We start from the raw sequence: 14,954 nt of genomic DNA, 5'->3' as shown, positions 1-14,954 counted from the left end.
TTTGTCTATTTATAAAACGAGGATGTTATGAGTAACGTATCTTATTATACTGCCGAAGGGTTAAAAAGGCTAAAAGCGGAACTAAACCATTTAAGGGACGTAGAACGCCCAAAGGCATCTCAGGCTATTGCGGAGGCTAGGGACAAGGGAGACCTATCCGAGAACGCAGAATATGACGCGGCAAAAGAGGCCCAAGGACTTTTGGAAATGAAAATCTCAAAATTGGAGAATACGGTAGCCAATGCACGTTTAATAGACGAGTCGCAACTAGATACTTCTAAGGTATTGGTGCTGTCTACCGTAAAACTTAAAAACCAAAATAACGGAATGGAGATGACCTATAAACTGGTGGCGGAAAGCGAAGCGGACCTAAAAGCGGGCAAGATTTCGGTAAGTTCACCGATCGGTAAGGGTCTTTTGGGAAAAAAAGTGGGCGATACTGCAGAAATTGTTGTGCCCAGTGGAGCTATCAAATTTGAAATTCTTGAAATTTCTAGAACATAGAAATTGTAATTTGCTATATTTAATCCTATCCCATTCTGGATAGGATTTTTTTGTGCCATTTAATATTAAAAAAAGATGCCAACTATTTTTACAAAGATCATCAATGGTGAAATACCATGTTTTAAGGTAGCCGAAGATGAAAATTTTTTAGCTTTTTTGGACATTAATCCTAATGCCAAAGGGCATACGCTTTGCATACCCAAAAAAGAGGTGGATAAAATTTTGGACTTGGATGAAGAGACATATATAGGCCTAATGGCTTTTTCTAGGAAAGTGGGCAAGGCATTGCAGCAAACCGTAGCGTGCAAAAGAGTGGGTATGTCCGTAATAGGTTTAGAGGTTCCCCATGTACATGTTCATTTAATTCCCTTGAACAATATGAAGGATATTACATTTCAGCACAAGGTATCTCTTAGTGATAAGGAATTTACAGAACTTGCCAAGGCCATAGGTGCTAAAGTTGAATAGCGCCTGTGATATAAAGATAGATTACCCCTGCTATGAGTGCTATGATAACCAAAAAGAGACTGTAAAATAATAGTGTAGGTTTAGAGGATTTTTTGGCAGGCACAGCAGTTTTTTGATAGTAATTGTACATACGTTCAATATCCTCTGTCCAACTAATAGGGTAAATAGTGGTCTTACAGGTATTGCATACCAATTTGTGACTTAGTTCTCCCGTAATTTTATGAAAAAAACGGCCATAGGTGTGTTTTTGAAAAAAGGTAAGGTTCAAATCTTGGTTGAAGCACTCGGGACAGTTATTGTTAAGATTTGCCTCCTTTATGATGTTCAGTTTTTCCTTTGCCATAGATCAATGTAATACTTTAAGCGATATTTGCATTATAGTACCTTCTTTGCCAGATGACAATACTTTTATTTTGCCATCATGATATTCTTCCACAATACGTTTTACCAAAGAAAGGCCAAGGCCCCATCCTCTTTTTTTAGAAGTGAAACCAGGTGTAAAGATACTATTATAGTTGCTTTTTGAAATACCGTGACCGGTATCGGCAATCAATATATTCACAAATTTACCTTCAGGGACAATTTCTATGGCAATACTGCCCTTGCCGCGCATAGCGTCTATTCCGTTCTTGACTAAATTCTCTATGGTCCAATTATAAAGGGAACTATTGAGCATAACGGGTAACTTTTCCACTTTGGTCTGCAAGCTAAAATGAATGAGTTTGGAGCTTCTTCTCTTTAAATAATCATAAGCATCCTTTGTTTCCTTTACAATATCACTTTCAACAAGTTTAGGTAAAGATCCTATTTGTGAAAAGCGTTCTGTAATGGTTTGTAACCGATCTATATCCTTGTCTATTTCCTTGGTGATACTCGGGTTAATGTCTTCTGTTTTCAATAGCTCGTTCCATCCTAGCAATGATGAAAGGGGCGTACCTATTTGATGGGCAGTTTCCTTGGCCATACCTGCCCATAGTTTATTTTGCTCCGCGGCCTTGTTGGTTTTGAAAAGAAAATAGATAACGGCGGCAAAAAGAAATATGATTAAAAGAAGGGCAATAGGGTAAAATTTTAACTTGTTGAGTACCTCAGAATTTCCGTAATACAAAGTAGCTAAATGTTCGCCTTGTTGGTCTATTGAAATTGGGGTGTTCTCGTTCTTGAACTTGTTTAACTGTCGTTGAATATATAGGGAGTCATCAACCTTTGATGGAGGGAAATTATTGACCCTAATGGATTTATCCTTGTTAATAAGGATCATTGGGGTAGAGGTGTTGTTTTGAAATACCTTTAAATGTAAACTACCTAGATCAACAGTTTCGGAAGATTGTAGAAATTCTGATTGCGCAGTGGCCCAAATTTCCATTTTTAAGCGTTCCTCTTCCTTAAATTGTTTAAAAAAACTGTTTGTATTCCATAAGATAAGGCTCACCACTACAAAAGAACCTATCAATAGAAAAATGTTGGAAATCTTGTTTTTAGGAATAAAGTTCATCCACGTGTATTCTAATATTAAGGATAACACCAAATGTAAATAATTGTTGTGTTGTTATTGTCCTTGCTTGTTTTAATACCGCATCATTTTATGTATTTTTGGACTTTATTGTAAAAAGAGTTCAACATGGAAATAGAAGGTAAAGTAAAATTGATCGGAGAAACCCAAACATTTGGTAATAATGGGTTTAGAAAAAGAGAATTGGTCGTCACTACGGATGAACAGTACCCGCAACATATAATGATTGAGTTTGTACAGGATAAATGTGACATGTTGAATAGCTATGCGGTTGGACAAGATGTTAAGGTCAGTATTAATTTAAGAGGAAGGGAATGGACCAACCCTCAGGGCCAGGTTAAGTATTTCAATTCTATACAGGGTTGGAGAATAGAGAACGTATCACAATCCCAACCAGAAGGAATGCCACCGGTACCTCCAATGGAAGCTTTTGAGCCGGCAGACAATTTAAACGAAGAAGACCATGACGATCTACCTTTTTAAAAAGGTAATTGTTATAAATAGTTTAAGTATAAAACTTGTTCAGCTATAAGTTGGGCAAGTTTTTTATTTTAGGACAATAAATTTTAGATAAGTGAAAAGTCCACATAGATTGTTCTATTTAACGGATAGGTTAGAATTTCCACCTGTTGAAACTGCAAATAGCGAAGGTCTTTTGGCCGTTGGTGGTGATTTGTCCGTGGAGCGGTTGGTATTGGCCTATACAAACGGAATATTTCCGTGGTTCAATGAAGAATCGCCCATATTGTGGTGGAGTCCCGACCCTAGAATGGTCTTGTATCCGGATAAAGTAAAAATTTCCAAAAGTATGCGTAAGGTACTTAGGGACAATCGTTTTAGGTTGACCAAGAATACCTGTTTTCAACAAGTTTTGGAGCATTGTTCTAGTATTGAAAGAGAAGGGCAAGATGGTACTTGGATAACGCAAAATATGAAAAAGGCCTACTGTGCAATGCATGAAAAGGGCTATGCAACATCCTATGAGGTGTGGGAGCAAAATGAACTGGTTGGTGGTCTGTACGGTATTGATCTAGGTCATATTTTTTGTGGGGAGAGTATGTTCAGTTTAACATCCAATGCATCCAAATTTGCCTTTATCAAATTGGCGGAAGATTTACGTGCCAAGGGATATAAAGCCATAGATTGCCAATTATATACTGCACATTTGGCCAGTTTGGGTGCACAGGAAATGCCTAGGGATAAATTTATGGAGTTGTTGAAATAATCATGATAATACCTTAATAGAGGACATGGTCATAATTCTGCGGTAGTGCTATGCGTTCTTGCCTTAAATTTCCATCTGCATCAAATAACAATTCATACTGATCGTGGCGCTTATTCTTTTTGCCAGCAACAATAAATTTATAGTTTACCGTAGGTAATAGTAGATTTTGAAAGGCGTTTTTAAAAGTTACGTCTAAAGCTTCGTTATTTGAATGATATTGCTGTTGTATACTTTTTATTTTGTATTTGGAGAACATATTGTCTAAATATGAATCTATTTGGGAATATGAATCATTGGGGATATCCATACGCTTTATCTTAATCTGTATCAACTCTAAATCACCATTTTCTTGAAATTGTACGCCATACCAAAGTTTGTCTTTTTTAAATTTTGCAAGATAAACGGGTATAGAACTGTCTATTTCCTGGTAAAACTTTAGTCGTTTAATTTCTTGCACATGTTCATGAATCAATGAAAGGGAACGTGCCGGAAATTGGCTTTTTAATATTCTAAATTCTCGTTCAAATATCTCTTGAGCGCTAAGTACGGAACAGCAAGTAATAAATAAGACGAATATAAGGACTAATGATCTGCTCAAAGGAATTTGCATTAAGAGTTAAACTTGGTGATATCTAAAACAATTGATTTCATGATCGTTTACCATACCCGTTGCTTGCATAAAGGCATAAATAATTGTACTGCCAACAAATTTAAACCCTCTTTTTTTAAGGTCTTTACTTATCTTATCAGATAAGGGAGTAGTAGCTGGGGCTTCTTTATAATTCACCACCTTATTTTTTATTGGTTTGTCATTCAAAAACCCCCAAATGTACATGCTAAAACTTCCAAATTCATTTTGAATATTTATAAAGGCCTGGGCATTGGTTTTGGCAGAATTCACCTTTAACCTATTGCGTATAATACCCTTGTTTTGTAATAAGGATTGGATTTTGGAGTCATCATATAATACGATTTTTTTATAATCAAAATCATCAAATGCTTTCCTGAAATTTTCGCGTTTACGCAAAATTGTTATCCAGCTAAGTCCGGCTTGAAAAGTTTCCAGTATCAAAAATTCAAATAAAGTATCATCATCCTTAACGGGTACGCCCCATTCTTTATCATGATAGTTTTCGTATAAGGTGTCACCTTCGCACCAACCACATCTCTTTTTTTCCATAGCAGAATTATGGATTTAAAGATATGGGAATTAATTAAAAATATTGAACGATACAAAGATAAAGCGGCATACCTAAAGTAATATTAAAAGGAAAAGTAATGGCCAAAGCCATGGGCAAGTACAAACTAGGATTTGCTTTTGGGGCGGCCAAACGCATTGCAGCAGGTACGGCAATATAGGATGCACTGGCTGCTAGAATGGCGAACAAGAGTCTATTGCCATCACTCTGCGTAATAACGGAACTTATAATCGCTACGGCACTACCATTAATTAAAGGAATAATTATAGCGAATAATAAGGCAAACCAGCCCTTTTTCATAAAATCATTAAGTTTTTTACCGCTACTAATACCCATGTCTAAAAGAAACACTGCCAAGAATCCTTTAAAGATATCTGTGGTAAAGGGCTTAATGCCCATTGCCTGATGGTCACTCGCTAGAAAACCAATACAAAGGCTACCAATTATGAGTAAGACACTACCATTGGTAAGGGAGTGCTTTAGGACGGTCGAGAGGTTAATTTTGTTCTTCTTATTTTTTTGGAAATAAGACATTAATAGGACACCAATAATTATTGATGGTGCTTCCATTAAGGCCATTACTGCCACCATATGCCCACCAAAATTTATTTGTTCAATTTCCAAGAAGGATATGGCGGTTACAAAGGTAACGGCGCTTACAGAACCGTAAGCCGCTGCTATAGCTCCAGAATTGGCTGCATTGAATTTTTTTCGAAGAATAAAATAAGAATAAATGGGTATAAATAGCGCTAAAAAAACACCAAATAAAAGTGACCAAAGTATTTCCAAATCCAAATTACTATGAGATAGCTCTACACCCCCTTTAAAACCAATTGAAAACATTAAATAAAGAGAGATAAACTTGGATGAATTTGGTGGTATTTCCAAATCACTTTTCAATTGAACTGCAAGTATACCCAAGAAGAAAAATAGTAGGGCTGGGTTCGTTAGATTGTCAACAAGTAAATTTAAATCCATTGATGGTAATAAGGTTATTTTGTTTTTTGGACAAAACAAAGCCTTCAATCCTTATTATATTTTATGGAGTGAAGGCTTTTGTATTGTTTTTAGTATGATTTATCTTATCGTAGTTTAGATTAATCTTCAATTTCTAGGACAATAGAACTATTTATTTTTAAATTTTTACCATCCCTCCTCGCAAGAGATATAAAATCCTTTACAATGCTCTTATCATATTCCAATTCATTTATTCTATCCGAAGGTTCCGCTGTATCACCATTTGGATGTACTGCGTAGACTGCCAAACGTTCCAATTTGTGAAAATTTATTTTATGATCTAAAAATGCGATTAATAAATCTGAAGCTTCTGTTGGGGTAAAGTTGCCTTTGATAAGGTCTACTGATTGTTTTGAATTTTTCATGCTTTGTTTTAGGGTTAATTAATTTTTCTTTTATCTAAATTTTTCTCTTTGTCATAAAGATTTACAACTCTTGAAAATCCTGTCTTGGTATTTTTTTCCTTAACTACTACAGCAATAGTTATTGTGGCAATTGCTATCGATAACTCTTTTAGGAACAATTTGTCATTTACATAGGAGAATGATAAAATGAAAGTCGCAAATGCCACAATAAAAATTATTTTTAGTAATTGATTTCGGGGCTTTTTGTTCCGCTTATTTAATTGTATTACCTCTTTCATATTGATTTGTTTTTTAGTTCTCGAGGCAAAGGTGTGAATCTTATTTGATAAAATATTATTTATATTTATTATGAAAAACATAAAAAATATTTATGAATTATACGTTGCATCAACTTCAAGTGTTTCTTAAAGTAACAGAGAAAGAGAGTATTACGCTTGCGGCAGAAGAGATGTTTTTAACGCAGCCAGCCGTCTCAATTCAACTAAAAAATTTTCAAGATCAATTTCCAATTCCACTTACGGAGGTGGTGGGTAGAAAGCTCTTTGTAACGGATTTTGGCCAAGAAATTGCCAAAGCGGCAGAAAAAATATTAAATGAGGTACACGCCATAAACTATAAGACATTGACTTACCAAGGCAATCTCTCTGGTCGGTTAAAATTATCAGTTGTATCCACTGGTAAATATGTGATGCCCTTTTTTTTAAATGGTTTTATGAGGGAAAACAATGGACTTGAGCTAATTATGGATGTAACAAATAAGTTAAAGGTAGTTAGGGCCTTGGAACTAAATAAAATTGATTTTGCGTTAGTTTCGGTTTTGCCTGATAATTTAAAAATAGAAGCTGTGCCACTTTTGGAGAATAAATTGTTTTTTGTGGGTAGTGGGAATGAGGTGTTATATAAAAAATTGACTAAAAGACAACTTTTTGAAACGCGACCGCTAATCTTTAGGGAACCTGGTTCGGCTACCAGAAACGCTATGGAAGATTTTATAGCAAAGAACAAATACAGGTCTATTAAAAAAATGGAACTTACCTCTAATGAAGCCGTTAAACAAGCTGTAATAGCCGGTCTAGGATATTCTGTTATGCCTCTCATTGGAATAAAACATGAGCTAAAGAATAAAGACTTAAGAATAGTAGACGTGAAAGGCTTGCCAATTAACACTACTTGGAATTTGGTTTGGTTAAGTTCAAAAAAACTATCGCCCGCCGCTCACGCTTTTTTAAACTATATAAAACAAGAAAAGGAACGTATTATTGAAGATAGTTTTAGTTGGATTAAAGAATACTAAAGCGGGTAATACTGTAAAAAATTGACGTTTATTTTTAGGTAATAACACTAATCTGTTTAGAGACTAATCTAAGTTTGCTTTTCGTTGGATTAATAAGGTGTATATAATACGGCCCAGAGCCCAATATTATAGGTAAGCATGGGATTTCTAGGCCGTATCGGAGAACAAAAATTAATATTAATTATTTGCTAATGATTCTTTAGATAAATTAGGTCGCACTAGCTCATTACTTTCAATAGCTTTACTCAGGTTTGCCGAAACCAAGGTAAAGCGATTAAAGAATTTACCGCCCGCTAAAGGGACTAGTTTGGCCATTTGATCACCCTTTGAATTAACATGTGATGATTTAACCCTTACCGCCATTCCATTTAAACTTTTAAAATTAGCTATTGCACCTCGTTTAATTATAAAATTGGCTCTTGGGAAATCAATATGGTCAAAAGGCATATTATGGTTTTTGTTAATAATCAAAACATCGCCATCGGTAACCATTATGTTATGATCTTGCCCAAATAGTTTTGGTGTTATAAATAACAAAACAAAAACAAACATTAAATTTCTCATAATAATCTATTATTTAGGGTTGTACTTCGTTTTTAAATATTCTTTACGCTTATTAAAGCTTTGTAATCAGTCTATCAGAACCTCTAAATTATCTAGCTTCTTATTTATTTGACAACTGGCAAAATGATAATATATCCCTCCTGTAATTGTTAGATTACAATTTTAAACACAAAATAATAAGAATATTATAAAAAATAGGAATACTGTCGTTAAAAGAAAGTTAAGCTATCACTATATGATAGTGATACTATTATATTTGTATTGCAATATTATTAAAATATGGAACATTTACTTAGATCAGTAAAAATTGTCATAAACGATAAAATATTTGTGAAAGACCCTGAATCATCTGATTTGGGCAAGAGAATCATTAAACATAGTATTATAATGATCAATGAGATGGGATTTGAGAGCTTTACATTTAAAAAATTGGGAAGGGAAATAGGATCCAATGAAAGTTCTATATACCGCTATTTTGAAAATAAACATAAGCTGTTGTTATACCTGACGTCATGGTATTGGGGTTGGATGGAGTATCATTTGGTCTTTGCTACCCATAGTATTCAAGATCCTAAGGAAAAGCTACAAAAGGGAATAAAAATTCTAACCAGTGAAGTTAAAATTGATTCGTCCTTTTCACATATTAACGAAGTTGTTTTAAATGAAATAGTGATCAATGAATATTCCAAATCCTATTTGACCAAAGAGGTAGATCAGGAGAATAAGGAAGGATATTTTACAGTATATAAAAGAATGGTGGGTAGAATTGGTGAAATGATCAAAGATGTCAACGACTCTTATAAGTTTCCTTCCAGTTTGGCAAGCACCCTTTTGGAAAGTGCTTTACATCAACATTTTTTAAAGGACCATTTCTCTACATTAACAGATTGCAACGACAAGGTAACTATTGCCGAGTACCTTACACATCTAGTTTTTAATACACTAAATAGACCAATAAATGAGTAAGAAACTTCTAACCTCATGGCAACGTTTTCTAGGACTTTTAAAACTGGATAAACGAGATATATTCCAAGTATTTTATTATGCCGTCTTTGCCGGTGTCGTTAACCTTTCCTTACCATTGGGTATACAGGCTATAATAAATTTGTTGCAAGGGGCGCAAGTCAGTACTTCCTGGATTGTTTTGGTAATATTGGTTACTCTAGGGGTGGCATTTGTGGGAATATTGCAATTAATGCAGATACGAATTATTGAAAATGTACAACAAAAAATCTTCACCCGTTCTTCATTTGAATTTGCTTACAGATTTCCTAAAATTAAAATGAGTGAGCTGCACAACTACTATCCACCGGAATTGGCAAATAGGTTTTTTGATACATTGACCATTCAAAAGTCGTTGTCCAAAGTTTTAATAGATTTCCCGGCTGCCTTACTGCAGATTGTTTTTGGGTTGTTGCTACTATCCTTTTACCATCCATTTTTTATAGCCTATGGTTTGCTTTTGTTGCTGCTTATTTATATCGTGTTCAAGTTTACCGCACAAAGAGGGCTGGACACAAGTTTAGATGAGTCAAAAAGCAAATACCAGGTAGTGCATTGGTTGCAGGAAGTCGCAAGGTGTATTGTTAGTTTTAAGCTATCCGGTAAAACATCCCATGCATTGGAAAAGAATGATACCTTGGTTGTGGGGTATCTCAATGCTAGGGAAAGCCATTTTAGGATATTGGTGCTCCAGTTTATACAGATGATCGGTTTTAAAGTCTTGGTAACGGCCGGACTTTTATTGATCGGGGGGCTTTTGGTTTTAAACCAAGAAATGAATATTGGACAATTTGTAGCGGCGGAAATTATTATCCTTTTGGTGATAACCTCGGTGGAAAAATTGATTTTGGGTCTGGAAACTTTTTATGACCTATTAACCTCCTTGGAAAAAATGGGCCAGGTGGTAGATAAGGAGCTAGAGCCTCAAGATGGTGAAAAACCCTTTACCGATGATGAATCGTTGACCATAGAATTAAATGATATAACCTATAGTGTTCCGCATGACAAACGGGTAATCATTTCAAACCTTAACTTGACCATTACCCCAAATTGTACCATCTTATTAAGGGGTAACAGCGGTTCGGGAAAAAATACGTTGTTGAGGATCATAGCAGGAATTTTAGAACCGGATAGCGGTGGAGTGTATGTAAACGGCGTTTCCTTAAGGGGTATGAACTTAAATTACTACCGCTCCAAGCTAGGCCAATCATTGTTGGAAGAATCTCCTTTTGAAGGGACCATTTTGAATAACATAACTTTTGGGGACAAGGATATCACTAATGAGCAGGTATATTGGGCTTTGGACAAAGTTGGCTTGACCGATTTTGTTAAGAGCCAGGCAAAAGGATTGAATACCATAATTTATCCTGAGGGCAAACAGATACCCCATACGGTATCCAAAAAAATAGTTTTGGCAAGAAGTATCGTGAGAAAACCCAAACTATTGCTATTAAAAGATCCTTTGGAACAATTCAATATTGATGAAGCTGATAAAATCTTGAAATTTTTAAGCGATCCTGTCAATGGTTGGGCATTAGTGGTGGTCAGTGAAAATGATAAATGGATCAATACATGTTCTCGTGTAATTACGATGGAAAAAGGAAAAATAATTAACGAATTGTAAGCACATATGTTGAATATATCTCATAAAAAACTTAATAAAAAGGTTTCTTTGGACCATTTTAAATCTGCCCAAAAAGTCTTTCATTATAGGCATTACAAGCATTTTAATCGTTTTTTGTTCGCATTTGCGGTCATAGGTATCATTGTACTGTTCTTGCCTTGGACACAGACCATTAATGCCAGAGGATATCTAACCACCTTAGAGCCTGGGCAAAGGCCGCAGACCATACAGTCCCCTATACCGGGCAGAATAGAAAAATGGTTTGTAAGGGAAGGAGATTATGTAAGCAAGGGAGATACTATACTTTTTATCTCTGAAATTAAATCGGAGTATTTTGATCCTGATTTGGTGGAACGTACCGGGCAACAGCTAAAGTCCAAAGCGTCCTCCGTAACTTCTTATGGGGATAAGGTTAAGGCATTGGACAACCAAGTTGCTGCCCTGTATAACGAAAGAAAGTTAAAATTGGAGCAGGCTAAAAACAAATTATTGCAGGCAAGGTTAAAAGCACAGAGCGATAGTATAGAATTTGAGGCCGCTAAAACCAATATCAAGATTGCGGAGCGCCAATATGAAAGGACGGAGCAATTGCAGAGCGAAGGGTTGAAAGCGGTTACGGATGTGGAAGAAAAAAGGCTGAAATTACAGGAAACCCAAGCAAAGCTAATTTCACAACAGAACAAATTACTGGCCGCTAAGAATGAAATTTTGAACGCAGAGGTTGAGATTAACAGGGTACAGGCCTCCTATACCGATAAGATATCCAAGGCCCAAAGTGATAAGTATACAGCCATGTCCAATCAATTTGACTCTGAAGCACAGGTTAGCAAGTTGGAAAATGACTTTACCAATTACCAAATGAGAAATGACCTGCGTTATATAAGGGCCCCGCAGAACGGGTATATTAACCAGGTGATTAAAGCGGGTATTGGTGAGGCATTTAAGGAAGGAGCACCATTGGTTGGCATTATGCCTGCCGATTATGACATGGCCGTAGAGACATTTATAAACCCCATAGACCTGCCGTTGATTCATTTGGGAGAAAAAGTAAGGATACAATTTGATGGTTGGCCCGCTATCGTATTCAGTGGTTGGCCCAATGCCTCTTACGGTACGTACGCCGGAGAGGTAGTAGCTATAGAAACCTTTATAAACCCCAATGGAAAGTATAGGGTGCTGTTATCACCGGATAAGAGCGATCAACCTTGGCCCGACGCCCTTAGGGTAGGTTCCGGAGCCAATACCATTGCCTTATTGGAAGATGTTCCAATTTGGTATGAACTATGGAGGCAGTTAAATGGCTTCCCGCCAAACTATTATCAGCCCAATGGTGCCCAGGACAAACCTGTAAAAAAATAAAGATGAGATTATCTATCCTTATAATTTGTTTTTGTGCCGGTTGTTTTGCAAATGCTCAAAACGTGGATTCCCTACAGTTAAATTTCAGGGAGTATTTAGGCTATGTCAAAAAATACCATCCTATAGCAAGACAAGCAAATATGGCCTTGGATATTGGGCAGGCCAATTTAATGAAGGCCAGAGGAGGGTTCGATCCAAAAATCGAGGTCGATTATTCAGGAAAGGAGTTCAAGGGTACGGAGTATTATGATTTGCTAAATGCCACTTTCAAGGTGCCTACATGGTACGGTATAGAGCTCAAGGGAGATTTTGAACAGTATACAGGTGAATACGTTAATGCGGAACGTAATGTGCCGGAAGATGGTTTGTACAGCGCTGGGGTAGCCTTGTCCTTGGGCCGTGGTTCTTGGATCAATGAGAGAATGGCCACCTTAAAAAAAGCAAAGTTCTTTAGGGAACAATCCAAAGCGGATAGGGATATTTTGGTCAATCAAATCTTATATGATGCTTCCTTGGCCTATTTTAACTGGCTTCAGGCCTATAGAAATAGTTTGTTGTTCAATGATTTTTTGGATAATGCTAAGGTTAGGCTAAAAGGCATCAATCAAAGCGCATTGGCAGGCGAAATTGCCGCAATAGACACCGTTGAGGCCAAAATTGCCGTTCAGAATAGGGCGTTAGAACTTGAACAGGCTAAGGTTACTTTACGTAATGCCAAGTTGGAACTCTCAAATTTTCTTTGGATGGGAGAGAATATTCCCATGGAACTTCAGGAAAAAGTCTTACCAGATCTCTCTTTGGATGTAGAAATAGATCAGGCATTGGAAATTTTAGGAAAGCCGTTGGACAGTTTTGTGCTGGAGAACCATCCCAAGTTAAAATCATTAGGTTATAAAATAGACGGGTTGACCGTAGATAAACGGTTAAAGACCAATAAGCTGCTGCCTAGGATAGATGTAGAGTATAAATTTATTACGGATACGCCCAATTATCTAAATTCATTGGAGCCACAGAATTATAAAGGCGGGTTAAATTTTGAACTTCCCTTGTTCCTAAGAAAGGAGCGGGGAGATTTAAAATTGGCAAAACTGAAACTAAGGGATGCCCAGTTTGAGTTTGATAATGCCCAAGTACAAATACAAAACAAAATAGTGGCAATTTATAATGAACTGGAATCTTTTGAGAAACAAAACAGCTTAATAGAGGATATTGTGGCAAGTTATCAGGCACTTTTGGCCGCGGAGGAACGTAAGTTCAGTTTTGGTGAAAGTTCATTGTTCTTGATTAATTCAAGAGAGACAAAATTGATTGATGCCGTCTTAAAACAAAATCTAGTTGAGAATAAATATTTTACGGCAAAGGCCAAATTGTTCAATAGCTTGGCGGTGAATCCGGAAAATTTGTAAGTATTGGGTGGTGTTGGCTACTAATGGTTACGATTAATGTATTGAACAAGGATAATATGGAGCTTGCCGTAGAGGATTTAATTGAAAAAAGTTTGATTAACGGGTACACGTATGGTGCATACAGGGCCTTGGTGGCCGGCTTGGCGGAAAAGGGTGCTACTACGGGCCCGGAGCAAACGGAAGCTTTTGTACAGTATACCCGGTTGAACGATAGCCGAATGAGGAGGTGGGACAAAACCTTAAGGTTCAGTGATGAAGATATTGCCAAAATCAAATCTGTAGATCAACCTGTTTCTTGGTTGGTATTGACGGAAAGTTGGTGCGGAGATGCTTCCCCCGCACTGCCGGTAATGCATAAGATAACGGAAATCAACCCTAAAGTTTCGTTGACTATAATTTTACGTGATATGAATTTGGCGATCATGGACCGTTTTTTGACAAATGGAACAAGGTCTATTCCTAAATTAGTTGCTATTAATCAAAATAGTGGTGTCCCAGTGGCAACATGGGGGCCACGATCTATGAAGGCTACGGTAATGGTAGAAAAGTATAAGAATACGCATGGCAAGCTTACGCCCGAGTTCAAGCAAGATCTACAGCTATTTTATAATAAGGATAAAGGGCAGAGTATTCTAGAGGATTTATTAAGGTTACTTCCCTTGAAATAAATAGGTAATAGAACCTTTTTGAGATTTCTTATCAGATGAGTTGAAACGGGATTTTAAAGCATAGGCTATTGCATTTTCCACAAGGCAACCATTAGAGGTGCCGGAACTACGTTCGTTAAAGTCCGCATCTGTAACATAACCCAATTCGTTTACCACTATATTGATGACTACTTTACCACCTTCTATACATGTATAGATTGGGGGAGGCAACCTATAATTAGTCCTGTTAAGCAATGAATAGGAAACGGAAGTCCTACGCGCGGCGAGGTTATTGGTAAATTCCTTTTTTTGGGCTTCCTTTTCACCAAGAAGTTGTCGTTTTTCTTCCCTTTTTTTGGCCAAAGCCTTTATTCGTTCAGCATAACCTTCATCGTCAGTTGCATTGTCCGTTGTAGCGCTTTCTTCCATTTCACTGCGCTCCTGTAAAATTTCGTCCAATGTTTTTAAGGGCTCGGGATTACCATAACTAGGTTTGGCAGTTTCGTTATAGGCCAAATGACTTTTAATTGGATCTAGATTGGCCTGCTCTTCCTTGGTTTCTTCTTCCTCCAGTAATTTTTCAATAATTTCCTCGTCCATCACCATTTCAACAACATATTCATCATGCCTTTCTTCCTTGCCTCCTAAGTGAATACTGAACAATACCAGGACCACTATAGCCATGCTAAGAAACGTAATAAGCAATGATAGTTGTTGTCTGTTTAAATTCATGGTATTATAACCTCAATTATACCAAAATATTTTAA

At 36.6% G+C, this 14,954-nt stretch carries 19 protein-coding genes; 10 read left to right on the top strand and 9 right to left on the bottom strand.

What is annotated here, in order from left to right:
• The first annotated feature begins 27 nt into the window (after positions 1-27).
• Entirely contained in the window at positions 28-504 is a 477-nt protein-coding gene (gene greA / locus JM81_RS10005; RefSeq protein ID WP_089260886.1) for a transcription elongation factor GreA, read from the top strand.
• Between the two features lie 75 nt (positions 505-579).
• Positions 580-972: an HIT family protein gene (locus JM81_RS10000; protein WP_144802935.1), complete on the top strand. Its 393-nt coding sequence runs from the start codon at positions 580-582 to the stop codon at positions 970-972.
• Here JM81_RS10000 and JM81_RS09995 read toward each other — a convergent pair.
• Both JM81_RS09995 and JM81_RS09990 read right to left on the bottom strand, forming a co-directional pair.
• A complete protein-coding gene (locus JM81_RS09995) occupies positions 959-1,315 on the bottom strand; it encodes a hypothetical protein (protein WP_089260884.1) in 357 nt (118 codons plus the stop codon). The genes JM81_RS10000 and JM81_RS09995 overlap by 14 nt on opposite strands.
• Positions 1,316-1,318: 3 nt before the next feature.
• The gene (locus tag JM81_RS09990; RefSeq protein ID WP_089260883.1) at positions 1,319-2,467 is read right to left on the bottom strand and encodes a sensor histidine kinase; all 1,149 of its coding nucleotides are present in this window, start codon (positions 2,465-2,467) and stop codon (positions 1,319-1,321) included.
• A 126-nt stretch (positions 2,468-2,593) separates the two neighbouring features.
• Here JM81_RS09990 and JM81_RS09985 point away from each other — a divergent pair, with 126 nt between their 5' ends.
• Positions 2,594-2,968: a DUF3127 domain-containing protein gene (locus JM81_RS09985; protein ID WP_089260882.1), complete on the top strand. Its 375-nt coding sequence runs from the start codon at positions 2,594-2,596 to the stop codon at positions 2,966-2,968.
• A gap of 109 nt (positions 2,969-3,077) precedes the next feature.
• The gene (gene aat / locus JM81_RS09980; protein WP_144805622.1) at positions 3,078-3,710 is read left to right on the top strand and encodes a leucyl/phenylalanyl-tRNA--protein transferase; all 633 of its coding nucleotides are present in this window, start codon (positions 3,078-3,080) and stop codon (positions 3,708-3,710) included.
• 13 nt (positions 3,711-3,723) lie between these two features.
• Here the strand turns inward: aat and JM81_RS09975 are convergent, their stop codons facing one another.
• The 5 genes from JM81_RS09975 to JM81_RS09955 form a co-directional block, all read right to left on the bottom strand.
• Positions 3,724-4,308 carry a hypothetical protein gene (locus JM81_RS09975; protein ID WP_144802932.1) on the bottom strand — a complete coding sequence of 195 codons (585 nt, stop codon included), beginning with the start codon at positions 4,306-4,308 and terminating at the stop codon, positions 3,724-3,726.
• An 18-nt stretch (positions 4,309-4,326) separates the two neighbouring features.
• Entirely contained in the window at positions 4,327-4,890 is a 564-nt protein-coding gene (locus tag JM81_RS09970; protein WP_144802929.1) for a DNA-3-methyladenine glycosylase I, read from the bottom strand.
• 34 nt (positions 4,891-4,924) lie between these two features.
• A complete protein-coding gene (locus JM81_RS09965; protein ID WP_144802926.1) occupies positions 4,925-5,887 on the bottom strand; it encodes a sodium-dependent bicarbonate transport family permease in 963 nt (320 codons plus the stop codon).
• Between the two features lie 119 nt (positions 5,888-6,006).
• Positions 6,007-6,291 carry a hypothetical protein gene (locus JM81_RS09960; RefSeq protein WP_144802923.1) on the bottom strand — a complete coding sequence of 95 codons (285 nt, stop codon included), beginning with the start codon at positions 6,289-6,291 and terminating at the stop codon, positions 6,007-6,009.
• A gap of 14 nt (positions 6,292-6,305) precedes the next feature.
• The gene (locus JM81_RS09955; protein ID WP_144802921.1) at positions 6,306-6,569 is read right to left on the bottom strand and encodes a hypothetical protein; all 264 of its coding nucleotides are present in this window, start codon (positions 6,567-6,569) and stop codon (positions 6,306-6,308) included.
• Between the two features lie 92 nt (positions 6,570-6,661).
• Here JM81_RS09955 and JM81_RS09950 point away from each other — a divergent pair, with 92 nt between their 5' ends.
• On the top strand, positions 6,662-7,585 hold the full coding sequence (locus tag JM81_RS09950; protein WP_144802918.1) for a LysR family transcriptional regulator: 924 nt from the start codon (positions 6,662-6,664) through the stop codon (positions 7,583-7,585).
• Between the two features lie 177 nt (positions 7,586-7,762).
• Here the strand turns inward: JM81_RS09950 and JM81_RS09945 are convergent, their stop codons facing one another.
• Complete coding sequence (locus tag JM81_RS09945) at positions 7,763-8,149, bottom strand: hypothetical protein (protein WP_144802915.1); 387 nt, start codon at positions 8,147-8,149, stop codon at positions 7,763-7,765.
• Between the two features lie 279 nt (positions 8,150-8,428).
• Between JM81_RS09945 and JM81_RS09940 the strand changes: the two genes are divergently transcribed.
• Genes JM81_RS09940 through JM81_RS09920 form a run of 5 tightly spaced genes read left to right on the top strand, consistent with a single transcriptional unit; the run spans position 8,429 to position 14,208 of the window.
• Positions 8,429-9,115, top strand: a complete 687-nt coding sequence (locus JM81_RS09940; protein ID WP_144802911.1) for a TetR/AcrR family transcriptional regulator — start codon at positions 8,429-8,431, stop codon at positions 9,113-9,115.
• On the top strand, positions 9,108-10,775 hold the full coding sequence (locus JM81_RS09935; RefSeq protein ID WP_144802908.1) for a peptidase domain-containing ABC transporter: 1,668 nt from the start codon (positions 9,108-9,110) through the stop codon (positions 10,773-10,775). The genes JM81_RS09940 and JM81_RS09935 overlap by 8 nt, the downstream gene beginning before the upstream one ends.
• 6 nt (positions 10,776-10,781) lie before the next feature.
• Positions 10,782-12,134 carry an HlyD family secretion protein gene (locus tag JM81_RS09930; RefSeq protein ID WP_144802905.1) on the top strand — a complete coding sequence of 451 codons (1,353 nt, stop codon included), beginning with the start codon at positions 10,782-10,784 and terminating at the stop codon, positions 12,132-12,134.
• Between the two features lie 2 nt (positions 12,135-12,136).
• The gene (locus JM81_RS09925; RefSeq protein ID WP_144802902.1) at positions 12,137-13,540 is read left to right on the top strand and encodes a TolC family protein; all 1,404 of its coding nucleotides are present in this window, start codon (positions 12,137-12,139) and stop codon (positions 13,538-13,540) included.
• A gap of 23 nt (positions 13,541-13,563) precedes the next feature.
• Positions 13,564-14,208: a thioredoxin family protein gene (locus JM81_RS09920; RefSeq protein ID WP_261375014.1), complete on the top strand. Its 645-nt coding sequence runs from the start codon at positions 13,564-13,566 to the stop codon at positions 14,206-14,208.
• On the opposite strand, the gene JM81_RS09915 is transcribed toward JM81_RS09920, so the two are convergent.
• A complete protein-coding gene (locus JM81_RS09915) occupies positions 14,191-14,919 on the bottom strand; it encodes a hypothetical protein (RefSeq protein ID WP_144802900.1) in 729 nt (242 codons plus the stop codon). The two genes, JM81_RS09920 and JM81_RS09915, sit on opposite strands and share 18 nt — an antisense overlap.
• Between the last annotated feature and the right edge of the window lie 35 nt (positions 14,920-14,954).

The organism is Maribacter sp. MAR_2009_72 (assembly GCF_007827235.1).
Lineage (GTDB): Bacteria > Bacteroidota > Bacteroidia > Flavobacteriales > Flavobacteriaceae > Maribacter > Maribacter sedimenticola.
Note: the sequence above shows the minus strand (reverse complement) of the source record. Positions and strands in the feature narration are given on the sequence as shown.